This window comes from Albidovulum marisflavi (assembly GCF_025751435.1).
Classification (GTDB): domain Bacteria; phylum Pseudomonadota; class Alphaproteobacteria; order Rhodobacterales; family Rhodobacteraceae; genus Albidovulum; species Albidovulum marisflavi.
The window spans coordinates 333,995-357,719 of the sequence record NZ_JAOWKY010000002.1; the positions used below are offsets into that span (position 1 = coordinate 333,995).

At 63.3% G+C, this 23,725-nt stretch carries 22 protein-coding genes; 11 read left to right on the plus strand and 11 right to left on the minus strand.

What is annotated here, in order from left to right; translation table 11 throughout:
* The first annotated feature begins 72 nt into the window (after positions 1-72).
* From OEW28_RS10480 to OEW28_RS10505, 6 genes are read left to right on the plus strand one after another with little or no spacing between them, the layout of a single operon-like run.
* Entirely contained in the window at positions 73-2,937 is a 2,865-nt protein-coding gene (locus tag OEW28_RS10480) for a monovalent cation/H+ antiporter subunit A (protein WP_263734707.1), read from the plus strand.
* Position 2,938: 1 nt separating this feature from the next.
* Positions 2,939-3,307: a Na+/H+ antiporter subunit C gene (locus OEW28_RS10485; RefSeq protein ID WP_263734708.1), complete on the plus strand. Its 369-nt coding sequence runs from the start codon at positions 2,939-2,941 to the stop codon at positions 3,305-3,307.
* Positions 3,304-4,848, plus strand: coding sequence for a monovalent cation/H+ antiporter subunit D (locus OEW28_RS10490; protein ID WP_263734709.1), 1,545 nt, complete (start codon positions 3,304-3,306; stop codon positions 4,846-4,848). The genes OEW28_RS10485 and OEW28_RS10490 overlap by 4 nt, the downstream gene beginning before the upstream one ends.
* A gap of 1 nt (position 4,849) precedes the next feature.
* Positions 4,850-5,341 carry a Na+/H+ antiporter subunit E gene (locus tag OEW28_RS10495; RefSeq protein WP_263734710.1) on the plus strand — a complete coding sequence of 164 codons (492 nt, stop codon included), beginning with the start codon at positions 4,850-4,852 and terminating at the stop codon, positions 5,339-5,341.
* The gene (locus OEW28_RS10500) at positions 5,338-5,607 is read left to right on the plus strand and encodes a K+/H+ antiporter subunit F (protein WP_263734711.1); all 270 of its coding nucleotides are present in this window, start codon (positions 5,338-5,340) and stop codon (positions 5,605-5,607) included. Before OEW28_RS10495 ends, OEW28_RS10500 begins: the two co-directional genes overlap by 4 nt.
* Before the next feature lie 8 nt (positions 5,608-5,615).
* Entirely contained in the window at positions 5,616-6,017 is a 402-nt protein-coding gene (locus OEW28_RS10505; protein ID WP_263734712.1) for a Na+/H+ antiporter subunit G, read from the plus strand.
* Between the two features lie 164 nt (positions 6,018-6,181).
* Here OEW28_RS10505 and OEW28_RS10510 read toward each other — a convergent pair whose 3' ends face one another.
* The 10 genes from OEW28_RS10510 to OEW28_RS10555 all read right to left on the minus strand — a co-directional run bounded on the left by OEW28_RS10510 (position 6,182) and on the right by OEW28_RS10555 (position 15,841).
* Positions 6,182-7,555 carry an aspartate aminotransferase family protein gene (locus OEW28_RS10510; RefSeq protein ID WP_263734713.1) on the minus strand — a complete coding sequence of 458 codons (1,374 nt, stop codon included), beginning with the start codon at positions 7,553-7,555 and terminating at the stop codon, positions 6,182-6,184.
* A 14-nt stretch (positions 7,556-7,569) separates the two neighbouring features.
* Positions 7,570-9,045: an NAD-dependent succinate-semialdehyde dehydrogenase gene (locus tag OEW28_RS10515; RefSeq protein ID WP_263734714.1), complete on the minus strand. Its 1,476-nt coding sequence runs from the start codon at positions 9,043-9,045 to the stop codon at positions 7,570-7,572.
* A 115-nt stretch (positions 9,046-9,160) separates the two neighbouring features.
* Entirely contained in the window at positions 9,161-9,640 is a 480-nt protein-coding gene (locus OEW28_RS10520) for an Lrp/AsnC family transcriptional regulator (RefSeq protein ID WP_263734715.1), read from the minus strand.
* A 3-nt stretch (positions 9,641-9,643) separates the two neighbouring features.
* On the minus strand, positions 9,644-10,789 hold the full coding sequence (locus OEW28_RS10525) for a M24 family metallopeptidase (protein ID WP_263734716.1): 1,146 nt from the start codon (positions 10,787-10,789) through the stop codon (positions 9,644-9,646).
* A gap of 3 nt (positions 10,790-10,792) precedes the next feature.
* Complete coding sequence (locus tag OEW28_RS10530; protein WP_263734717.1) at positions 10,793-11,779, minus strand: cyclodeaminase; 987 nt, start codon at positions 11,777-11,779, stop codon at positions 10,793-10,795.
* Positions 11,769-12,773: a hydroxyectoine utilization dehydratase EutB gene (gene eutB / locus OEW28_RS10535; protein WP_263734718.1), complete on the minus strand. Its 1,005-nt coding sequence runs from the start codon at positions 12,771-12,773 to the stop codon at positions 11,769-11,771. Before eutB ends, OEW28_RS10530 begins: the two co-directional genes overlap by 11 nt.
* Complete coding sequence (ehuA, locus tag OEW28_RS10540) at positions 12,774-13,589, minus strand: ectoine/hydroxyectoine ABC transporter ATP-binding protein EhuA (protein ID WP_318527526.1); 816 nt, start codon at positions 13,587-13,589, stop codon at positions 12,774-12,776. It lies immediately after the preceding gene.
* Positions 13,589-14,254: an ectoine/hydroxyectoine ABC transporter permease subunit EhuD gene (gene ehuD / locus OEW28_RS10545; protein WP_263734719.1), complete on the minus strand. Its 666-nt coding sequence runs from the start codon at positions 14,252-14,254 to the stop codon at positions 13,589-13,591. Before ehuD ends, ehuA begins: the two co-directional genes overlap by 1 nt.
* Positions 14,255-14,257: 3 nt before the next feature.
* Complete coding sequence (ehuC, locus tag OEW28_RS10550; protein ID WP_263734720.1) at positions 14,258-14,923, minus strand: ectoine/hydroxyectoine ABC transporter permease subunit EhuC; 666 nt, start codon at positions 14,921-14,923, stop codon at positions 14,258-14,260.
* A 72-nt stretch (positions 14,924-14,995) separates the two neighbouring features.
* A complete protein-coding gene (locus OEW28_RS10555) occupies positions 14,996-15,841 on the minus strand; it encodes a transporter substrate-binding domain-containing protein (protein ID WP_263734721.1) in 846 nt (281 codons plus the stop codon).
* 193 nt (positions 15,842-16,034) lie between these two features.
* Between OEW28_RS10555 and OEW28_RS10560 the strand changes: the two genes are divergently transcribed.
* The 4 genes from OEW28_RS10560 to OEW28_RS10575 all read left to right on the plus strand — a co-directional run bounded on the left by OEW28_RS10560 (position 16,035) and on the right by OEW28_RS10575 (position 19,991).
* The gene (locus tag OEW28_RS10560; RefSeq protein WP_263734722.1) at positions 16,035-17,219 is read left to right on the plus strand and encodes a M24 family metallopeptidase; all 1,185 of its coding nucleotides are present in this window, start codon (positions 16,035-16,037) and stop codon (positions 17,217-17,219) included.
* Positions 17,220-17,224: 5 nt separating this feature from the next.
* A complete protein-coding gene (gene argE / locus OEW28_RS10565; protein WP_263734723.1) occupies positions 17,225-18,385 on the plus strand; it encodes an acetylornithine deacetylase in 1,161 nt (386 codons plus the stop codon).
* 7 nt (positions 18,386-18,392) lie between these two features.
* Positions 18,393-19,292: a DMT family transporter gene (locus OEW28_RS10570; protein WP_263734724.1), complete on the plus strand. Its 900-nt coding sequence runs from the start codon at positions 18,393-18,395 to the stop codon at positions 19,290-19,292.
* 66 nt (positions 19,293-19,358) lie between these two features.
* A complete protein-coding gene (locus tag OEW28_RS10575; RefSeq protein ID WP_263734725.1) occupies positions 19,359-19,991 on the plus strand; it encodes a GntR family transcriptional regulator in 633 nt (210 codons plus the stop codon).
* A 53-nt stretch (positions 19,992-20,044) separates the two neighbouring features.
* Here the strand turns inward: OEW28_RS10575 and OEW28_RS10580 are convergent, their stop codons facing one another.
* Positions 20,045-20,740, minus strand: coding sequence for a helix-turn-helix domain-containing protein (locus OEW28_RS10580; RefSeq protein WP_263734726.1), 696 nt, complete (start codon positions 20,738-20,740; stop codon positions 20,045-20,047).
* 253 nt (positions 20,741-20,993) lie between these two features.
* On the opposite strand from OEW28_RS10580, the gene OEW28_RS10585 reads away from it, so the two are divergent.
* Complete coding sequence (locus tag OEW28_RS10585; protein WP_318527527.1) at positions 20,994-23,720, plus strand: nitrate/nitrite transporter; 2,727 nt, start codon at positions 20,994-20,996, stop codon at positions 23,718-23,720.
* The last annotated feature ends 5 nt before the right edge of the window (positions 23,721-23,725 follow it).

Sequence of the window (23,725 nt, forward strand, 5' to 3'; positions counted from 1 at the left end):
TACCGGATTGCGCTGCGGGGCTCGTTGCGCAATTCACCTGAAAAGACAACTGCGAACCGACAGGAAGCGCTTGTGGCCGTAAACGACTATTCGCTCATCATCATCGCGCTGCTACCGTTCATAGGCGCGTTGATTCCCGGAGTCATGATCCGCGCGGGTCGCAATGCCTGCGCGTTCTTCACTGCGGCGCCGACAGCGCTTTCCCTGACAATGCTGCTGCTGCTCGCTCCATCGGTCATGGACGGGCAGGTGATCACGGCCGAGCTTCCGTGGCTGCCCCAGATCGGGCTTTCAGCGGCATTCTTTCTTGACGGCCTTGGCCTCATGTTCGCGACGATGATCCTGGGCGTGGGCCTGCTGATCACGCTCTATGCGCGATTTTATCTGTCGGGCGACAATCCGATGGGGCAGTTCTATACGTTCCTGCTGCTGTTTCAGGGCGCGATGCTTGGTATCGTGCTGTCGGACAACATCCTGCTTCTCTTGATCTTCTGGGAACTGACAAGCCTGTCGTCCTTCCTTCTGATCGGCTATTGGAAGCACCTGCCCGAAGGGCGTCAAGGCGCGCGGATGGCCCTGGCGGTGACGGGCTCAGGCGGGCTCGCCATGATCGCCGGGATGCTGATCCTTGGCGACATCGTGGGAAGCTACAATCTGACCGACATCCTTGCAGCCGGTGAAACGATCCAGGCTTCGGACTGGTACCTTCCGGCTTTGATCCTGATCCTGATCGGCGCATTCACCAAATCGGCCCAGTTCCCGTTCCACTTCTGGCTGCCGCATGCGATGGCCGCGCCGACGCCGGTATCCGCCTATCTTCATTCCGCGACCATGGTGAAGGCGGGCGTCTTCCTGATGGCGCGGATGTGGCCCGCGCTGGCCGGGACGGAGGCGTGGTTCTACATCGTCACGACCACCGGCTTCGTGACAATGGTGCTTGGGGCGTTGATCGCGCTTTTCAAGGACGACCTGAAGGCGCTGCTGGCCTATTCGACCGTAAGCCATCTTGGACTGCTGACGATGCTGCTGGGCTTTGGAACACCCATGGCGGCGGTCGCGGCGGTGTTCCACACCATCAACCACCTCACGTTCAAGGCCGCGCTCTTCATGACCGCAGGCATCGTCGACCACGAGGCGCATACGCGCGACATCAAGCGGCTTGGCGGATTGAGGACACTGATGCCGGTGACCTTCGCCATAGGCATGCTCGCGGCGCTTTCGATGGCCGGCATCCCCCTGTTGAATGGCTTCTTGTCCAAGGAAATGATGCTGGAAGAGGCCTCGCACACAAGCTGGGCGGGCAGTCATCTGGCAGTGCCGGTCCTTGCGACGCTGGGCGCGCTGTTGTCCGTCGCCTATTCTTTCCGCTTCATTGCGCACGTCTTTCTCGGGCCGGTGCGCGATGACTATGCCCACGAACCCCACGATCCGTCACCCGGCCTGTGGAGTGCGCCCGCCCTGCTGGTCGTCCTTGTCGTCGTGATCGGAATCATGCCGAGCGTCGCCGAGCCCGTAGTGCGCGTCGCCGCAGGCGCCGTGACAGGGGGCATCCTTCCTGAATTCCATCTGAAGCTCTGGCACGGGATCACGCCGGCGCTGTTCATGTCGGTCATTGCGGTTCTGGGCGGCGCGGCGCTTCTGGCGGCCCATCGCCCCCTGGATCGGGCCTGGATCGCCCTGCCCCGCCCTGAGGCCAAGGCGATGTTCGATCGCATGATCGGCGGGGCGGCGGGGGTCGCGGCGCGCATCACGCAATTGACCCATGACGGGGCGATGTCGCGTTACCTTGCGATCTTCGTCGCCTCGGCGACCGTGCTGGGCTACATCGCCTGGAGCGGCGGCGGACTGCCAGCCCCCACACGTGCGCCTTTGCCCGTGCCGCCTGTGGTCGCGGTGGGCTGGGTGCTACTGCTGGTGGCGACCGGGTCGGTCGTGCTGATGCACCGCGACCGGTTCCGGGCGTTGATCGTGATCGGGGTTATCGGACTGACGATCTCGGTCGGATTCGTCTATCTCTCGGCCCCGGACCTGGCGCTGACGCAGATTTCGGTGGAAACCGTGACCATCATGCTGCTGCTGCTGGCGCTTCATTACATGCCCAAGGTTTCGCCCATCGAAAGCTCGGTCGGCCGTCGCATCAGGGATGGTGCGATCGCCCTCGCGGCGGGGGGCGGGGTGGGCGCGCTCGCCTACATGTTCCTGCTGCGCGACATCCCCACCATCTCGGACTATCACATCGCGAACTCGTACGAGGGCGGCGGGGGAACGAACGTGGTCAACGTGATCCTCGTCGATTTCCGCGGTTATGACACCTACGGTGAAATCATCGTGCTGGGGATCGCCGGTCTGATCATCTATGCCGTGATGGAGGCTTTGCTGAGCGGTCCGGCGGCGCGCAAGCTGCGCAACACCGATTACTCGCGCGACCGGTCTCGTGACAGGCATCCGCTGATGATGGTGATTGCCACTCGGGTCATGATGCCGATCGCGGTTCTGGTGGGCGTGTACATCTTCCTGCGCGGGCACAATGAGCCCGGTGGAGGGTTCGTCGCGGGTCTCGTCGTGTCGATCGCGCTGCTCATGCAATACATGGCGTCGGGCTTTGCGTGGACCCAAAGCCGCCAGCAGATCGAATATCACTCGATGATCGGCTGGGGCGTGGTCATCGCCAGCCTGACCGGCGCCGGCGCCTGGCTGGCCGGAAAACCCTTCCTGACCAGTGGGTACGACTATTTTCACTTCCCGCCGATCGAGGAGTTCGAGCTCGCCACAGCGATGCTGTTCGACCTCGGAGTGTTTCTGACGGTTCTGGGTGCGGTGATGCTGATGCTTTACAGCCTGTCGCGCATCGCGCGCTACGCAGGCGAAACGGTCAATCGCGAACCCATGGATTACGACCCATCGGCGCTGGTGCGGTTCGCAAGGGAGGAAGACTAGCGTGGAATTCATCGTGGCGAGTTCCGTGGGCACGCTGACTGCCGCAGGGATCTACCTGATCCTCCGGCTGAGAGCGTTTTCCACGATCCTGGGGCTTGCGCTCCTGTCCTATGCCGTGAACGTCTTTCTGTTCGCATCGGGCCGGCTTGCGATCGACCTGCCGCCGATCCTGTCGCCCTATGGCGACGCAAGCTACACGGACCCATTGCCCCAGGCTCTCGTTCTGACCGCGATCGTGATCTCTTTCGGCATGACCGCTGTGCTGGTGATGGTCGCGCTTGGCGCATACCTGGAATCGGACGACGACCGGATCGACCTGCCACAGGCGCCCGACGAAGACGACAAGACCGACGGAGAAGCGGCCCAATGAACCACTGGATCATCGCACCTGTCATCCTGCCCGCGCTGCTTGCACCCATCATCGGTTTCGTTATGCGCCACGACATTCCGCTGGCGCGCACGGCTTCGATCGCGGGAACCGTCGTTCTTCTGGGCATGGCCATCGGGCTTTTCGCGGCCGCTGGCGGCGACCCGCAGGTCTATTATCTGGGCGACTGGCCGGCTCCGTTCGGCATCGTCCTGGTGCTTGACCGTCTTTCGGCGCTGATGGTTCTGGTCACCACAGTGCTGGCGCTCCTGGTGCTGATCCATGCCGTCGCGACCGGGTGGGACACGCGGGGACGGCACTTCCACGCGCTTTTCCAGTTCCAGCTGATGGGGATCGTGGGGGCTTTCCTGACCGGCGACATCTTCAACCTGTTCGTGTTCTTCGAGATCCTCCTGATCGCGTCTTACGGCCTGATGGTCCATTCCGGCGGGCGCGAAAGGATGAGGGCCGGGCTGCATTACGTGGTCATCAACCTGGCGGGGTCCACGCTGTTCCTGTTCGCGCTCGGGGTGCTTTATTCGAGCACCGGCACACTGAACATCGCGGATCTGGCGCAGCGCCTTCGGGAAGTGCCGGTCGAAGAAGCCGCGCTGACCCGCGTGGCCGCCATGCTGCTGATGATCGTCTTCGCGCTGAAGGCCGCGCTGTTTCCCGCGCAGTTCTGGCTTCCGGAAACCTATGCAAACGCCCCGGGACCGGTCGCCGCGCTTTTTGCGATCATGACCAAAGTTGGGGCATACGCGATAATAAGGATCCACACCTTGATCTTTGGCCCCGACATCGACGCGACTGCGGGAGTGGCCGAAACCTGGCTGTTTCCAGCGGCGCTTGTCACGATCGCCATCGGCGCGATCGGTGTTCTGGGTGCGCGGCATCTTTCGCGGTTGATCGCCTTCTCGGTGCTGGGTTCCATGGGCACGCTGATGATCGCCATCTCCGACTTCTCGCCCTTGGCGACGACGGCGGCGCTCTATTACCTCGTACACTCGACCTTCGCGGCGGCATCGCTGTTTCTTGTCGCGGACCTGGTCGTTGCGCGCCGCACGGGCGACCAGCTCGTCCTGAGACCAGCAGTCGTGCAGAACGGGTTGTTCGCGACGCTGTTCTTTGCTGCGGCGATCGGCATGGCGGGGATGCCGCCGCTCAGCGGGTTCGTCGGAAAACTGATGGTGCTGGACGCGCTGCGCGAACCGGAAACCATCGTCTGGGCCTGGAGCGCGGTCCTGATCGCGTCGCTTCTGACCATCGTCGGGTTCGCCAGAGCCGGAAGCACGCTGTTCTGGAAATCCACGACAGTCCTGCAGGATGTGGCCGGACATCCAGATCCGCTTCCCGATCCGATCGGCGTCGGCAGGCCAGCGGGCGCTGCCGAACTGGCTCCCGTTATCGCAGCCATCGCCTTGCTTGTGCTGCTGACAGCCTTTGCCGGACAACTTGTCGGATATCTCGATGGCACGACGGCGCAGCTATTTGACAGGGACGGCTACATCATCGCGGTCCTTGGACCGGATGGGGAGACCTGACATGATCCGCCGCCTGATCCCCCACCCTCTTCTCAGCATCGTTCTGGCGCTTGTCTGGCTGGGCCTCGTCAACACCGTCACCTTGGGCAATCTGCTGCTGGGCGCTTTCCTGGGGCTCGTCGTGCCGATGTTCACGGCGCCCTATTGGCCAAACCGTCCGAAGCTGCGCCGCCCGCTGGTGGCTGCCAGATATATCCTGATCGTGCTGTGGGACATCATCGTCGCCAATGTGCAGATTGCGTGGATCATCCTGTTCAAGCGAAACGCCGATTTCCGGTCGCACTGGATCAACATCCCGCTCGAGCTTCATTCGCCCGAGGCGATCACCGTGCTGGCGGGCACCATCACCATGACTCCAGGCACCGTTTCGGCAATGCTGTCCGCAGATGGCCGGTCCATTCTTGTCCACTGCCTTCATACCGAGGATCCGGACCATGAACGCGACAGGATCAAGCAGCGCTACGAACAGCTGCTAAAGGAGGTATTCGCATGATAACCGTTGCCATGCTGACCGCGTTCGGCTGTTTCGGGCTTGGGCTGCTGTTCTGTCTCTGGCGGATCGCCATTGGGCCCGATGCATCCGACAGGATCCTTGCGCTCGACACCATGGTGATCAACGTGATCGCCTTGCTGGTGCTTTATGGAATCTGGAATGGCACCGCGGTCTATTTCGAGGCCTCGATGCTGGTCGCCATGGTCGGCTTCGTTTCCACCGTAGCCTATTGCCGCTTCGTCCTGCGCGGCGACATCATCGAGTGAGGTGCAAGATGCCCGCCCTGACCGAAGCCCTGATTTCCCTTCTCATCGTTCTTGGCGGCGTCTTCGGCCTCGTCGGTTCCTTCGGGTTGATCAAGCTGCGCGACACGATGCAGCGGCTGCATGGACCGACCAAGGCGACAACGCTCGGGATCGGCTGCGTCCTGATCGCGTCGATGCTCTACTTCATCGCGGTCAAGGGCAGCGTTTCGTTTCACGAGCTCCTGATCACGCTGTTCCTTTTCCTGACAGCGCCGATCACCGCGAATTCCATCGCCAAGACCTACATCATCCGGAACGTCGGGAAGAAGGAACTTCCGGCCACCGGGCGCAGACACGGGTGGTCGGTCTATGAAGATCCGCCTGGCGCGCCCGAAAGCCAGCCTTCGCCTGACGTCCGCGCGGAAGCCTGATCGTGTTCAAAGTGGCACCCGTCTTTCGGGTGCCAACCTGCAAGCTGGTCATAGAAGACGCAGGCGGCGCCTGTCGCTGACAGGACCGCCCTGACCATGCTATCGGCCGGACCATTCGGGCGCATCACATCACCCAAGCGTGTGACGCGCCCTTTGGGTGTGGCTTAGCCCAGCACCGTCTTCACAGCGCGGGCGGTCGCCGCGACGACCTGATCAGCCTCGGCCTTGGACAGGCAGAAGGGCGGCGCGAAGCCCAGGATGTCGCCCTGCGGCATCGCGCGGGCAATGACCTTGTCCTGCGCCAGAAGCGCCGAGGAAACCTGCGGGCCGATCTTCTTTGCGGGATCGAAGAACCTTCGGCTGTCCTTGTCCTCGACGAACTCGACGGCGCACAGCATCCCCTCGCCGCGCACATCGCCCACGTGGGGATGGTCGGAGAGCGCCTCGCTCATCTGGGCCTTGAGATAGGCCCCAACCTCGCCCGCGTTCTTCACGAGACCCAGATCGTCGATCAGCTTCAGGTTCGCAACGCCGGCCGCCGCGCCGATCGGGTGGGCCGAATAGGTCCAGCCGTGGCCGATCGCGCCATACTCGTCCGTGCCCTGTTCCAGCACCTTCCAGACCCTGTCCGAAACGATGGAGCCGGAGAGCGGAGCATAGGCCGAGGTCAGGCCCTTGGCGATGGTGATGATGTCGGCCTCGATCCCGTAATGGTCCGAGCCGAACATGGTCCCAAGACGCCCGAAACCGGTCACGACCTCGTCTACGATCAGCAGGATGTCGTGCTTCTTCAGCACTTTCTGGATGGCTTCCCAGTAGCCGGCGGGGGGCGGCACGATGCCACCCGTGCCCAGTACCGGCTCGCCGATGAAGGCCGCGATCGTGTCCGCGCCCTCGCGTTCGATCAGCGCCTCAAGCTCGGCGACGCAATGGGCGACAAACGCGGCCTCGCTTTGGGCCAGGTCCTTGCGACGGTAGTAATAGGGCGCCTCGGTGTGGATCACCTGCGCCAGCGGCAGGTCGAACTTCTTGTGGAAAAGCTCCAGCCCGGTCAGCGAGCCGGTCATCAGGCCCGACCCGTGATAGCCGCGCCAGCGCGAGATGATCTTCTTCTTCTCCGGCCGGCCAAGGATGTTGTTGTAATACCAGACGAGCTTTACGTTGGTTTCGTTCGCGTCCGACCCGCCAAGGCCGAAGTAGACCTTGGACATGTTCGCGGGCGCGCGGTCGAGGATCATCTTCGCCAGCGTGATCGAGGCCTCGGTGCCATGCCCGACATAGGCGTGGTAGTAGGCCAATTCCTTCGCCTGCGCGGCGATGGCCTCGGCGATCTCCTGCCGGCCGTAACCGACGTTTACGCAGTAGAGCCCCGCGAAGGCATCAAGCAGGCGGATGCCGTCGCGGTCCTCGATATGCACGCCCGATGCGGTGCGGATCACGCGGTTCGGGCTTTCGCCCCGCGCGTGTTGGGCAAGATGCGTGGACGGGTGAAAGAAATTCTCGCGGTCCCACTGGTCCAGTTGATCGTTCTTCAGCATTCGGTTTCTCCCTCTCACGCCCAATCGCGGCAGACGTACTTGATTTCAGTGAATTCCTCCATCCCCAGTCGCGCACCTTCGCGGCCAAGGCCGGATTGCTTGGTTCCGCCAAAGGGGATCGGCGCGCCGGTAACCTTGGTGCGGTTCACCGCGACCATGCCGAACTGAAGCGCGCGGGACAGCCGGTAGATGCGGCGCGGATCCTGGGTGTGGATATAGGCGACAAGGCCGTATTCGGTCGCATTGGCCTGGGCGATCACCGCATCCTCGGCGTCGAAGGGAAGGATCGGCGCGACCGGGCCGAAGGTTTCCTCTGACAGGATCCGGGCATCGGCGGGCACATCCACCAGCACGGTCGGCTCATAGAACAGCGGGCCAAGCGCATGACGTTTGCCTCCGCATGCCAGCTTCGCGCCCTTGGCCAGCGCGTCGGCCACATGCTCTTCCTGCTTGGCGACGGCCTTTTCGTTCATCAGGGGGCCGAGGTCGCGGTCTTCCATACCCGGCCCGATGGTCAGGGCCTTGGTGGCCTCGGTGAAGCGCTTGCAGAACTCATCATAGATCGCGCGCTCGACGTATATCCTGTTGGCGCCAAGGCAGTCCTGGCCCGAGGTTGCCCATTTCGCCTTCATGGTTTCGGCGACCGCATTGTCCAGATCCGCGTCCTTGAAGACGATCACGGGGGCGTGGCCGCCCAGCTCCATGACGAGCCGCTTCACGGTGTCGGCAGACTGGCGGTAAAGCAGCCGGCCCACTTCGGTCGATCCGGTAAAGGACAGAGCCCGCACGCGTGTGTCCCTTGTCCAGGGCTCGACGATGACGGGCGCGACGCCGGTGACGACGTTGAAGACACCGGGAGGAACCCCGGCGCGCTCTGCCAGTTCGGCCAGCGCGAGGGCCGAGAAGGGGGTTTCAGCCGAGGGATGACAGACGACCGTGCAGCCCGCAGCCATCGCCGCCGCCGCCTTGCGCGTCAGCATGGCCGAGGGGAAGTTCCATGGCGTGATCAGCGCGGCAACGCCGACCGGCTCGCGCCAAAGTTCGACCTCGGCGTCCGGAAGGTGGCTGGTGACGCCCTCGATGTTCGGTCGCTTCGCCTCCTCGGCGTAGAATTCGATGAAGGCCGCGCCGTATTCGATTTCCCCCCTTGCTTCGGACAGGGGCTTGCCTTGTTCCAGCACCATGATCCGCGCAAGGTCATCCTTGTGCGCGAGGATCAGCTCGAACCAGCGCCGAAGGATCGCGGACCGGCCTTGCGGCAGAAGGCCGGACCAGCCCGGAAACGCCAGTTGCGCGGCGTCGACGGCGCCCGCGGCCTCGGTGCCGGACAGGCTGGCGACCTCGCCGATCGCTTCGCCGGTAGCCGGGTCGGTCACGGCGATGGTGTCGCCGGTTTCCGCGGCGCACCATTTGCCACCAATATATGAAAAGCAGCGGACAAGCTTCTTGTCCTCGATCTGTGCCAGGGTCGTGGTCGCGTTATCCAACATCTGATCCTCATCGGGAGTGTCGGGGGGATCATCGCCGCTGTTCGCAGAGGGCGGGACCGAACTTTGCGCCATCGGCAGAAGATTCCTCTGCCCACGCCGCGCTTTTCAGACCGGATCACTCAAGGTCAAGAAGCACGTCGAACGGAGGGGCGCCGTAACCCTTCACCGGCTTCGTCACGATGTAGGTGAAGTAGCGCGCGAGGCCGATGCGCGCGTCCAGCATTTCGTCAATAAGTCGTTGATAGGCGTCGATGTCGCGGGTGACGATCTGAAGCAGGTAGTCGAAGCCGCCGCCAAGCGCCCAGCAGGCAACGATCTCATCATAGCGCTTCACCGCATCCTCGAAGGCGCGGAAGCTGGCCGACGTGTGGTCGGCCAATTCGGCCGCGACGAAAACCGTCACATGGGGTCCCAGCTTCTTCAGGCTGATGTCGGCGCGGTATCCCTCGATCAGTCCGGCCTTTTCCAGCTTCTTCAGCCGGTCCCAGCAGGGCGTGGGCGACAGCCCGATCCTCTCGGCCAGCGCGGCCTTGGTGATGCGCCCCTCCGTGGACAGGACCCGCAGAATCTGGATGTCGCGATCGTCGAGCTTCATCGGTCAAAGCACCGTCGGCCCCATGGGCGCGTTGGTCAGAAGCTCCGGCCCGTTCGGCCCCAGAAGCGCGCAGTTCGAGACGAAGAAATCACCGCGGCCTGTTTCGGTGAACCATGACAGAAGATGGAAGCTCATCCCCTCCTTGATCTCCAGGTCGCTGTCGTGGCGCAGGCCGGTGACCTTGTTGCCGCCCGTCCAGGAGGGGGGGAAGCCGATGCCGACCAGATAGCCGCAGTGATGGCGGCGGTAGTGCGGCAGCCCCGCATCGTCCACTACGGCCTGCCAGTCGGCATAGACGTCGCGCGCGCGCCTTCCGGGGCGCAGGCCGTTCAGGCTTGCCGCGAACGCGCGTTTCGAGATTTCGGCCATCTCGGCATCCTCGTCGCGGATGTGGCCCAGATGGATCAGACGCCCCATCGGCGCATGGTAGCGCGAAACGCAGCCTGCGAGTTCCAGCATGACCCGTCCACCGTTGATGTAAGTGCCGTCGCCCCAGGTCGTGTGTTCCTCGGCGATGCGGTGGTCGGGGCGGATGAACGGGCCGAAGCCGGGCGGGTTCGATCCAGCGCGGATCATCGCGGCAGTGCATTCGGCGGCCACGTCGGCCTCGCGCGCGCCGTCGCGGATGGCGGCGATGGCGGCAAGGGTTCCGGCGTCCGAGGCCCTGGCGGCGGCGCGCATGATCGCCTGCTCCTCGGGTGATTTCACAAGGCGCAGGGCGTCGGTCAGGTCGGTGATGTCATCCCACTGTCCCGCGCCGGTCGTCTTGGCGATCTCGCGCCCGGCGGCAAAGGAAAACCCGGAGGATGAGGTTTCGAAACCCACCCGCTTGCCGGACAGGCTGCCCAGTTCCCCGGCCAGATGGCTTGCCGGGGTCACGCTGTCGCTGTGGCCCGAAAAGCGGGCGTTGCGCACCTGGTTCTCGATCGTGACCCGCTCCATCTGGCGGGTAACCAGCACCATCTCGCCGTCTGCCGGCACGATCAGGTGATGCGGCGCGAAATAGCCCCAATGATCAAGGCCCGTCAGATAGAAGACGCTTTCGGGCGCCGAGAAGACCGCGATATCCAGGCCGCGCGCAGCCATTTCCACGCGGACGCCAGAGACGCGGCGGGCAAGTTCCTTGTCTGAGAAGGGATTCTTGAACATCTTTCATGCTCGTATGATCGTCCCCGCTTTGGCGAACCGGGCGCGGACATGGGTTGCGATCGCGGTATCCTGAACGCCGGTACCGGTCAGGTCGCAGATGGTGATGTCGTCGGACGACGTGCGGCCCGGCTTCTGGCCGGCGATGATCTCTCCCAACTCGGGGGGCGTGCCTTTGGTCCAGACGCCCGCGGCCAGCGCGGCCTCCAGTTCGCCCGAAACCTCGCACTGGCTGACCCGGTCGCAGACATAGGCGTCGGCGGCCATCAGCGCGGCTGGCTCGATCTCGTTCTTGCCGGTCTGGTCCGAGCCCATGGCGGTGATGTGCAGTCCGGGATGCAGCCAGTCGGCCCTGATCAGCGGCTCGCGGGACGGCGTCGTCGTGACGACAAGCTGGCTTTGCGCGACCAGCGCGGCGGGATCCGCGATCGCTTCGGCGTCGATGCCAAGCAAGGATGCCAGATCAGAGGCGCAGGCGCGGGCCTTGTCCATGTCGCGCCCGTGGACAAGCACGCGCGCAAAGGGACGGACCAGGTGTGCCGCCTGCATCTGAAGCCGCGCCTGGACCCCGGTGCCGATCACGCCGGCGGTCTCGACCATCATCGGGGCCAGATGGCGCGCGGCGACGGCGCCTGCGGCGGCGGTGCGAATGTCGGTCAGATACCCGTTGTCCAGGAACAGCGATTCCACCAATCCGGTCCGGGCCGAAAAAAGGATCATCAATCCGTTCAGGCTGGGCAGCCCGATCTTGGGGTTATCGAAGAAACCGGGGCTTACCTTGATCGCGAATCCGTCGAAGCCGGGGATGTAGGCCGTCTTGACGTCCACTTCTCCGTTCACCTCGTGCAGGTCCATGGACATGATCGGCGGCATCACGACACCGCCTCGGGCCAGCGCGGCAAAGGCGGCCTCGATGACGTCGACCGTGGTCAGGTCCAGGTGAACGACCTGCCGCAATTCGGCTTCGGTGACGATCTGGATGTCATGCGCCATAACGCTTTCCCTTCACGCTCAGATCGCCGATCTGCACATCTTCGCCCGCCATGATCCTGTTGAACGTAACCATGTCGAGGTTGCGCCCCGTCACGATCGTGCCGATCGGCCCGTCGGAGGCCACCTTGCCTGCCAGCACCGCCGCCAGACCCACTGACGAAGCGCCCTCGGCCACGATGCGGTCTTCGTAGTAAAGGACCTGCATCGCGTGGCGGATCTCTTCCTCCGTCACAAGCACCACGTCATCCAGATTGTCGCGGCAAAGCGGGAACGACAGCCGGTTCTCAAGCCCGATCCCCCCGCCAAGGCTGTCGGCAAGCGAGGCGTATTCGGGAACCTCAACCGGATGTCCGGCACTGATCGAGGCATGCATGGCCGCGCCCCGGTCCATCGTGATGCCGATGACCCTGATCCCGGGATTGATCGACTTGGCCGCGACAGACACGCCCGCCGCAAGCCCGCCGCCAGACAGCGGCACCAGAAGCGTCGCAAGGTCGGGCCTGGCCTCCAGCATCTCGAAACCGATGGTCCCCTGCCCCGCAATCACTTTGGGATCATCGAAGGGCGAGATTTCCACCAGCCCCTCCGCCTCGCACAGCCGCTGGCTTTCATACATCGCCTCGTCCTGCGTCGTGCCGACGATGCGCACGTCGGCACCAAGCGCGCGGATGCCGTCGACCTTGGCCTGCGGCACCAGCTTCGACATGCAGATCACAGCCTTCATGCCCCGGCGTGCCGCGGCAAAGGCGACACCGCGTCCGTGGTTCCCGGTCGAGCAGCAGGTCACCCCGCCGACCGTGTCGGGCAGGGCCATGACCGCGTTGACCGCGCCACGCAGCTTGAACGCACCGATGGGCTGCATGTTTTCGAGCTTCAGCAGGAACTCTTGTCCGGCGGCCCGAGTCATGAACGGCGAAGGGACGAAGGGTGTCGCATCGGCAACGCCCCGGATTACCCGCCTCGCTGCGAGGATATCGGCCAGTGAGAAATCCATTCAGTCTGCTTCCTTGACGGCGGAAAGGAACTGCTTGGTGCGGTCCCGCCTGGGATTTCCAAACAGATCGTCGGGGGGGCCCTGCTCTTCGATCTTGCCGCCGTAGAAGAAGCAGATCCGGTCCGAGATATCGCGCGCGAAGCCCATCTGGTGCGTGACCATCAGCATGGTCAGGTTGTGTTCGGAAACCAGTCTTCGGATGACGTTCGTCACTTCGCCGATCACCTCGGGGTCAAGCGCAGACGTGACCTCGTCGAAAAGCATGACCTTGGGGCGCATCGCAAGGGCGCGCGCGATCGCCACGCGCTGCTGCTGACCGCCCGACAGGCGCGAGGGGTGCTGGTCTTTCTTGTCGATCATGCCGACCATTTCCAGCAATTCCTCGGAGCGCTCCCGTGCTTCGCGTTTCGACAGGCCCAGGACCTGGACCGGACCCTCCATGCAGTTTTGCAGCGCCGTCATGTGCGGGAAGAGATTGAAGTGCTGAAAGCACATCCCGATGGAGGATCGCGCACGCCGCAGATACTTCGCATCCGCCGGCACCAGCACGCCATTCTTCGGCATATGGGTGAGCGGCTTGCCATCGACATAGATCACGCCGCCGTTGATCGTCTCGAGCGTCATCAGCATCCGCAGAACGGTGGTCTTGCCCGATCCCGACGGGCCGATGATGGTCACCATCTCCCCCTCGGCGACATCAAGGCTTAGATCGTCAAGCACCGTCAGCGCACCATAACGCTTTGTCACGTTCATGAACCGCACCATGGGAACGTCCGCCCCGGTCAGTTCCAGCGGATATTGCGACATGTCTTCCATCATCTCATCCCCAGTTTTCGGCGCACCCAGGCCTCGAAGGCGCGGATCAGGCCGGCCGAAGGCAGTGAGATCATCAGGAATACCACGCCGACGATCGTGTAAGGCTCAAGGTAGCGGTAGTTCTGTCCGCCGATCGCATTTGCGGCGTGCATCAGTTCAGCAACCCCGATCACCGACAGCATCGGCGTGTCCTTGACGATGCCGACCAGATAGTTGCCCATTCCCGCCACGGACGGGGGAAGGGCCTGCGGAATGATGACGCGGAAGTAGGTTTTCATTGGCGTCATGTTCAGCGCGGTGCAGGCTTCCCACTGCCCCTTGGCCACGGATTCGATCCCGCCCCGGTAAACCTCGGAAAGATATGAGGCGTAGTGAAGGCCGATGGCGATCATGCCCGCGACCCAGGGGCTGAGGTTCAGCCCATACTGGGGTCCGACGTAGTAGACGAAGAAGATCTGCAGAACCAGCGGCGTGGACCGGATGAACTCAACGACTTCCCGCACGACGAGGGTCAAGCCGCGGTAGGGCGTGCGCTGCGCGAGCGCCAGCACAAGCCCCAGCACCACCGCAATCGCGTAGCCGATGCCCGCCGCCATCAGCGTGTTGAGCGTCGCCCAGAGCATGCGGGGCATGATCTCGTATGTGAATTCCCAACTCCACTGCATCGCTCAGCCCCTCCCCAGGCGACGCGCCATGACCCGTTCGAGCCAGCGCATGAAGGGCGTGATGAGGAAGCGGGCAAAGATGTAGTAGATGATCAGGGCCGTCCCGAAGGCCTGCGCCGACAGATAGGTCGAGCCGTTGATCTGGCGCGCCTCGAACATCAGGTCCGACACGGCGATCAGCGCGACAAGCGCGGTGCCCTTGAGAAGTTCAATGATAAGGTTGCCCCAGGGCGGCAGCATCGCGACGAAGGCCTGGGGCAGGATGATCCGCCGCATCTGGGCCGCAGGCGACATGGACAGCGCGTACGAGGCCTCCCACTGGCCTTTCGGAACCGACTGGATCGCACCCCGGACAAGTTCCGCCCCATAGGCGCCAAGGTTCAGACCAACAGCGACAAAGCCTGTCGTGAACTTGTCGAACGTCAGCCCGAACAGCGGCAGGACATAAAACAGCCAGAACAGCTGCACCAGAAGCGAGGTGCCGCGAAAGAATTCGATGTAGACGACGGCGACGCCCTTGGCGATCGGGTTGGAGGACAGCTTGAGCAGCCCCATGATCAGCGCCATGACGATCGCCAGAGCCGCGGCCAGAATGAACTGCGCGGCCGTGATCAGGGCGCCATCGATATAGCGGCCGCCATATTCGGCCAGAAACTCCGGATAAGACATGGCCGCTCCGATCATTCATAAAACGTGACGGGCCCGGCGCCGGGCCCGTCGCGGCTTCAGATCAGCTGAAACTCAGCGGTTCGAGCAGACCCATTCGGTCGTCTCGTCGCCCGGCAACACCTTTTCATCGTAGCCGTATTCGGCGACGGCAGCGAGCATTTCGGGCGATCCAAGGTATTTTTCCTGGGCCTCGTTGAACGCGGCGACAAAGTCTGCGTCATCGTCACGGAACCCGATTCCGACCCAGTTCTGCGTCCAGTCCGGAAGCGCGCCGGGATCAGTCACTTCGATTTCGCCGCCCGAATTCTTGGCCAGTTCCTGGGCGGTGAAGAATGTCACCGCGCCGGCAGCAGCGCGACCGGCCTTGACGGCGGCCAGGATCTCGGTCGGTCCAGGAACCTGCATGATCTGAGCCTCGGGCACACCTTCCTTCATGGCGGCCTCGACCGTGTTGAAGCCCGCCCCGGTCACCATCGTGGCGTTCTTGGCCACGAAATCGGTGTAGGTCGAGATGCCTTCCGGGTTGCCAGCCTTCACGATGAACGCGTCGGACACCTTCGCCATGGGCTCGGAAAAGGTCACGTTCTCGCAGCGCGTGCCAAGGATGTACATTCCGCCCGTGATCATGTCGAAACGGTTTGCCTGAAGACCCGGGATCAGCCCACCCCAGTCGGTCACGACGGGCTCGATGTTGTCATGCCCCATCTGACCAAGCACGCCCAGCACATAGGCGTTGACGAAGCCAAGCGGGGCATTGTTTTCGCCGGGGTAGGCCCAGGGAACCTCGTTCGCGAAGCCAAGGCGAATGGTTTCGCCGGCGTTGATCCGGTCCATCAAGGGCCCGGCGAAGGCCGCGACCGTGGACGCCCCCAAAGCGATACCGGCGGCGATTGTTGTCATTACTAGAGATTTTCTCATGCCGTTCTCCCTGATGGATGCTCGCGACCGGAAGAGTCGAGAGCGCTTCGTTGTGCACATCATTGCCTGACCATTTCATGTGTCAAGAAATTTTCCGCGCATTAAGCGCATTATGCACGCATTTATCTTGCTCGCATTAGCGTTTGTGCATAGCGTTGTGCACAATTGCCCTGCAGCCTTAGGTGAGGAGCCAATGGGACTGGAAAACGCACCCTTCAGTGCAGCCGAGTACGCGCGTCGCATCGCGAAGACGCGCGCAGCCATGGAAAAGGCCGGCATCGACGTTCTTTTCGCGACGGATCCTTCGAATCAGGCCTGGCTGACTGGTTACGACGGCTGGTCCTTCTACGTGCACCAGGGCGTGATCCTTCCGATGGAGGGGGACCCGGTCTGGTGGGGCCGCAGCCAGGACGCCAACGGCGCCCTGCGAACCGTCTGGATGGATGACGACAAGATCATCGGCTACGACGACCGCTACATCCAGTCCACCACGAGCCACCCGATGGAGGACCTGGCCAAGCGGCTTGCCGACATGGGCTTCGCAAACGCAAGGATCGGCGTCGAGCTTGAGAACTACTACTTCTCGGCCAAGGCGTACCTCGCCCTTTCGGCAGAGATGCCCAACGCAAAGCTCGTCGATGCGACCGCGCTTGTGAACTGGCAGCGCATGGTCAAGTCGCCCGACGAAATCGCCTTCATGCGCAATGCGGCGAAGATCTCGGAAAAGATCGTCCGGCTTGGAATCGAGCTGGCCCGCCCGGGCCTGCGCAAGAACGAACTGGTGGCAGAGATCAGCCGCGCCGGCATTCTTGGCGTTGACGACGCCTGGGGCGACTACCCCGCGATCGTCCCCCTGACCCCGTCGGGGGTCGACGCGACCGCCCCGCATCTGACCTGGAACGGGGAACCCATGAAGTCCGGTGAGGCGACGTTCTTCGAGCTTTCGGGCTGTTATCGCCGCTACCACGCCCCGTTGTGCCGCACCGTGCACCTTGGCAAGCCGCCGCAGGACATGATCGACGCGGCAGAGGCGCTGACCGCCGGGCTTGAAGCCGGGCTGGACGCCGCCCGCGCCGGCAACCGGACCCGTGACGTGGCCAACGCGCTAGGCGCCGAGCTTGAAAAGATCGGCATCAAGCGATCGGGCCGCTGCGGCTATCCGATCGGTCTGTCCTACCCGCCCGACTGGGGCGAACGCACCGCATCCTTCCGCGCCACCGACGAAACCGTGCTTGAGCCCGGCATGACCTTCCACTTCATGCCCGGTCTGTGGTTGAAGGATTGGGGGCTTGAGACGACCGAGTCGATCCTGATCAAGGAAAGCGGCCCTGCAGAAACCTTCTGCGATGTCGAACGCAAGCTTTTCGTGAAGGACTGACAGACGTGCACCATCTTGACGACACCAAGGCGCTTCTTCGCCACCTGATCGCGTTTCCCACGGTTTCGACCGACAGCAATCTTGCGATGATCGAGTTCCTCGCCGATCAGCTGAGTGCAGTGGGCGCGCGGGTGGACATCCACCGGGACGCGACAGGCGCGAAGGCCAACCTTTTCGCGACACTCGGCCCCGACACGGATGGCGGCATCCTGTTGTCGGGACACTCGGACGTTGTGCCGGTGGCGGACCAGAACTGGTCCACCGATCCTTTCGAGATGGTGGAGCGTGACGGCAAGCTCTACGGCCGTGGCACATGCGACATGAAAGGGTTCATCGCCGCCGCAGTGGCGATGGCGCCCTTCTATGCGGCACGTGTCAAGGACCGGCCGATCCACTTCGCATTCACCCATGACGAGGAAACCGGCTGCATTGGCGCGCAGGCGCTTGCGCAGGTCCTGCGCGCGCAGGGCATCCGGCCCGGCATCGCGATCATTGGCGAGCCGACGTCGATGCGGATCATCGAGGGGCACAAGGGCTGCTACGAATACTCGACCCACTTCACCGGGCTCGAAGGCCACGGTTCGGGCCCCGACAGGGGCGTCAACGCGGTCGAATACGCCGTGCGCTACGTCGCGCGGCTTCTGGAACTCAAGGAACAGCTCAAGGGCCGCGCGCCTGCCAACGGCCGGTTCGAACCGCCTTGGACCACGATCAACACCGGCGCGCTGATCGGTGGCGTGGCGCACAACGTCATCCCCGGCAAGGCTCGGGTCGACTGGGAAATGCGTCCCGTCCAGAACGGCGACGCCGACTTCGTGAAATCGAACCTGCATGAGTTCTGCACCCACACGCTGATCCCCGCGATGCGTTCGGTATCCCCGGACGCCGATATCGTGACCGAGGTCATCGGTGAGGTCGATGGCCTGATCCCGGCCGACGACAACGAGGCCAAGGAGATCCTGATGGAACTGACCGGCGCCAATGGCGCCGACACCGTGGCCTTCGGAACCGAGGCAGGCATATTCCAATCGCTCGGCACCGCAGCCGTGGTCTGCGGTCCGGGATCCATAGAACAGGCGCACAAGCCGGACGAATACCTTTCGCTTGACCAGCTTGAGCAATGCCTGAACATGCTGGAACGACTGGGCGACAAGCTCGCCGCGTGAGGATGCGATGCAAACCGCCACAGGAACGGAAAGCCGGGCCAACGCGATCTTCTGGAGCGCGGCGCCGTTCATTTTCCTGATCTTCTGGTCCGGCGGTTACACCTTTGCAAAGCTCGGCCTGGCGCATATCGAGCCGATGACCATGCTGACCCTGCGCTACGGACTTGCCGCCGTGGCGCTGATGCCCTTCCTGCTGCGGCCCGCCGCCCGCTGGCCCGCGAGCCCGCGCCACTGGGTCGCGATTGCCCTGACCGGGTTCCTGATCCAGTGCGTCTACTTCGGGCTTGCCTATCTTGCGATGAAGCGCGGGATGAACGCCGGGACCACCGCGATCATCATGTCGCTACAGCCGATCCTTGTCGCGGCGCTGTCGCCGCTGCTGACCGGGAAACGCGGCGGGCGTTTTCTTTGGGCGGGCTTGCTGCTGGGGTTTGCGGGTGTCCTGCTTGTCATCGTGTCGGGCCAGACGCTTGGCCCAAGCCCCTGGGTCGCGGTCATGCTTGCCGTCAGCGCACTGGCGGGCATCACGCTGGCCACCCTGTTCGAGAAGTGGCACGGGCTGAAGACCGACCCGGCCGTCGGCGGGGTCGTCCAGTACGTCGTTGGCTTCTGTGTTCTGCTTCCGGTGGCGATGATCACCGAAACCATGGTGATTGACTGGCAGCCGGAACTTGTCGTCGCCATGACCTACCTTGTGATCGCCAACTCGATCATATCCATCGGGCTGTTCATCGCGCTGATCCAGCGTGGTGATGCCACCCGCATATCCTCGCTGCTCTATCTGGTCCCGCCGCTGGCCATGATCATCGCCTGGGCCGCATTGGGAGAGCATGTCACATCACTCGCGCTGGTGGGCTTCGGCCTGTCCGCGGCGGGTGTCTACATCGTCAACCGCCAGACCGCATGAGGTTTCAAGACATTGAATGTTGAACCGATAGACGTCACCCAAAGCGCCCGTGAACGGTTCGAGAGGATGCACCACGAGATCCGCAACAGGATCTGCCTTCTCGACTACGCTCCGGGAACTCGGCTTTCGGAAGAGGCTCTTGCAGCGGAATTCGGGACCAGCCGCACGCCGCTGCGCAGGGTCCTTGTCCGCCTCGAGGGCGAGGGCTTGGTGCAGTCGGTTCACGGGGTCGGCACGTTTGTCACCGATGTCGAGATCGAAGAGCTGGCACAGACCTACCGCTTGCGCCTGGAACTGGCGGAACTGACCGGCAAGCTTGATCCCGTCGCCCCGGACGCGGCGCTTTGGGAGCATTTCCGCGATCTTGCGGACCGTTCGCACGCGCTTGTCGCGGATCCTGATCCGCGTCGCTTTGCCCAGCTCAACGTCGACTTCTTCCTGGCGCTGCTGTGCCTGACCGCCAACGAACCGCTGCGCGAAGTGTGCGAACGTCTTTATTTCCAGACGACGCGGATCTGGCTGAAATCGGTCTTCGCCTCAACGATCGACCTGATCGACGAGGTCGATGTCTTCTGCAGAGAGGTGGACGACATCCTGCGCGCGCTGCGGATCGGCGATCTGCATGCCGCCGCGCTGATACAAAGGGCGCATATCTCGATGAGCTTCGAAAGGATGCGCAAGGGCCCCGACAAGTCGTGAAGGGCCGATGCCAACCCGGATCGCGCGGTCACGATGATCTTCGCCGCAGGCGATCAGACGCATTCGTCCATCAGGCGGCCCGGCATCGCGATCGCGCGGATACGGTCCACGTCATGGAACCTGACCGTCGCACCATCGACCATGACACCTTCGTCCTTGAGCTGCTTGAGCGCCCGCGAAAGGTTTTCGGGTGTCATACCCAGATAGGACGCGAGGATCCGCTTTTCGAACGGAAGCTCGAAGGACGACCCCTGCCCCGCCTTTTCGGCCTCGCCGATCAGGAACGCGGCGAGCCTTTCCTTGGACGATCGCAGCTTGATGTTCTTCGCATGCCGCACGACGCTGCGATAGCAGCCCGCAAGTTCCCCGACGATCGCCTGCGCGAAGGCGGCATCCTTGAGAAACGCCGCGCGAAGGTCGGCGCCCGGAACCATGGCGATGCGGGATGACGTCATGGTGCGGGCGGACATAAGGTAGGGCGCATCATTGATACAGGCCGCGAGAATGAAGGTGGATACGGGCCGCGCGACGGCCAGGGTGGTTTCCCGATTGCTCCACCTTGCGAACAGTTCGACCGCCCCGTCCGTCACGATGTGCAGGAAGTCGGCGGGCCGCCCCTCTTCGATCAGGGTGACTTGGGCCGGGAAGTTCTGATGATACGCGCCGCGCATCAGATCTGCAAAAGGCGCCTCCCCCATGTCACGAAACAGCGGCAGGGCGCGGATCTCCTGGAGGTCGGCGTCTCGCATGAATCACCGGGGCTAGGGTTTCGACTCTTGATAATTGTTAAGGCAAATGCCGACGCATGTCGACATTCAGCCATCAGAATTAACCCGATCTGGTCAACGCATTTCGCGGCGGCGCATGACTATTATCATAAGCAATTGATTTTACTTCATAAATGTTCAGTTTTTGACTTGGATCAAGAAAAACTGACGCCGCCGGTGATCATGTCGCGGCAGTCGCGCGGGGACTGACTCTGCGCATGTTACGGAGGCGACAATGCTGCAGGGAATGCACGTGTCGAAGGGCGATCAGAATCGCGCCCTCGCACTCAGCACCATTGCGTTCACGGTCTGCTTTGCAGTCTGGACGATCTTTTCCATCATCGGCGTGGCCATCAAGAAAGAGCTTGGCCTGAGCGAGTTCGAGTTCGGCCTTCTGGTAGCGACACCGATCCTGACCGGCTCGCTCACGCGGCTGATCCTTGGGGTCTGGACCGAAAAGTACGGCGGCAAGCTCGTGTTTTCGGCACAGATGATCCTGACGGGTCTGGCGACCTGGGCGCTGACCTTGGCGCACACCTACGTCATGTACCTTGTTGCCGCCCTTGGCATCGGCCTTGCCGGCGGGTCGTTCATCATCGGCGTCGCCTATGTTTCGCGCTGGTATGAGGCCGGCAAGCAGGGCACCGCGCTTGGCATCTTCGGCGCGGGCAACGTCGGAGCGGCCGTGACCAAGTTCCTGGCCCCGTTCGTGATGGTGGCCTATGGCTGGCAGGGCGTGGCGCAAGTCTGGGCGGCCGGCATCGCCATCATGGGCGTGCTGTTCTTCATCCTGGCCAAGGACGATCCGGAGCTTGTCGAACGCCGCAAGAAGGGCGTCCGCGCCCCAAGCCTTGCCGAGCAGTTCGCGCCACTGAAGAAGCTCCAGGTCTGGCGCTTTTCCCTTTACTACTTCTTCGTCTTCGGCGCCTTCGTGGCGCTGGCTCTCTGGATGCCGCACTACCTGATCGACGTCTACGGCGTCGACGTCAAGACGGCCGGCATGTCGGCTGCGGCGTTCTCGCTTTCCGCCTCTTTGTTCCGCGCCTACGGAGGGCACCTGTCGGACCGCTTCGGCGCAAGGTCGGTGATGTACTGGACCTTCCTCTTCTCGCTGGTGTTCCTGTTCATGCTCTCCTACCCGCCCACGGATTACGTTATCCAGGGCAAGGACGGCCCGATCCACTTCTCGACCGAGATGGGCCGCTGGCCGTTCGTCATCACGCTGTTCTGCCTCGGTTTCTTCATGAGCCTGGGCAAGGCGGCGGTCTACAAGCACATCCCTGTCTATTACCCGACGCACGTCGGCGCGGTGGGCGGCCTTGTCGGGATGATCGGCGGCCTTGGCGGCTTCATCCTGCCGATCATGTTCGGCGCGCTGCTTGACCTGACCGGCATCTACACCAGCTGCTTTGCGCTGCTCTTCGTGCTGGTCGCCGTGGCGCTGGCCTGGATGCACCTGTCCATCCGCGCGATGGAACGCGCTGCGCATGGCGACATGCTCGACACCCTGCCCGCTCTTCCCGAGCTGCAGGAAATTCACATACCTGGAAAGACCATAATGACACACACGCTGGACGACTGGCGCCCCGAGGACCGTGCGTTCTGGGACGAAAAGGGGCGCCGCATCGCGCGCCGGAACCTGTGGATATCGATCCCTGCCCTGCTTCTGGCCTTCTCGGTCTGGATGGTGTGGTCGATGGTCGTGGCGCGGCTTCCCGCCATCGGCTTCGATTTCACCCCCGGCCAGCTGTTCTGGCTGGCGGCGCTGCCGGGGCTCTCGGGCGCGACCCTGCGGATATTCTACAGCTTCATGGTGCCGATCTTCGGCGGCCGCCTGTGGACGACGCTATCGACGGCCTCGCTGCTGCTGCCCGCGATCGGCATCGGATACGCGGTTCAGAACCCCCAGACACCCTACCTGATCTTCATGGTGCTTGCGCTTCTGTGCGGGCTGGGCGGCGGCAACTTCGCCTCGTCGATGGCCAACATCGCCTACTTCTTCCCGAAGGCTGAAAAGGGCAACGCGCTGGCGCTGAACGCAGGGCTTGGGAACCTCGGCGTGTCGGTCATGCAGTTCCTTGTTCCGATCGTCATCACCGCGGGCGTCTTCGGCGCCATGGGCGGCGAGGCGCAGACGACCGCGGATGGCGCCGAAATGTGGATGCAGAACGCCGGCTTCGTCTGGGTGCCCTTCATCATCGTTGCGACCATCGCCGCCTGGCTGGGCATGAATGACATTGCCGAGGCCAAGGCGTCGTTCCGCGACCAGGCGATCATCTTCTCGCGCTTCCACAACTGGATCATGTGCGTTCTCTACACCGGGACCTTCGGCAGCTTCATCGGCTACTCGGCTGGCTTCCCGCTGCTGACCAAGCTGATGTTCCCCGAGGTCAACGCGCTGCAGTATGTCTTCCTCGGACCGCTTGTGGGCGCCCTTTCCCGCGCGGCAACGGGCTGGGTTTCGGACAGGTTCGGCGGTGGCCGGGTGACCTTCTGGACCTTCCTGGGCATGATCGTGGCGGTGTTCGGCGTCATCAACTTCCTGCCGGTCGGCGGCGCGGGTGGAAGCTTCACCGGCTTCTTCGCCTGCTTCATGGCGCTGTTCTTCCTGACCGGCGTTGGCAATGCTTCGACCTTCCAGATGATCCCGGCAATCATGGGCCGCGAAATCCCGCGCCTGATGCCGCACCTGGACGCGGCGGCGAGCCGCCGGCAGGCCGAACGCGAAAGCGCGGCGATCATCGCCTTCACCAGCGCGATCGCGGCCTACGGTGCCTTCTTCATCCCGAAGGCCTACGGCACCTCGATCGCGATGACAGGCGCACCCTTCCTGGCACTCTGGGGCTTCCTTGCCTTCTACGCGATCTGCCTGGTTCTCACCTGGTTCTACTACACGCGGCCGGGCGGCGTTCTTCATGACATCGAGCGTGGCCGGATGCCGGCCGCCCCGGCGCAGGCCTGAACGGA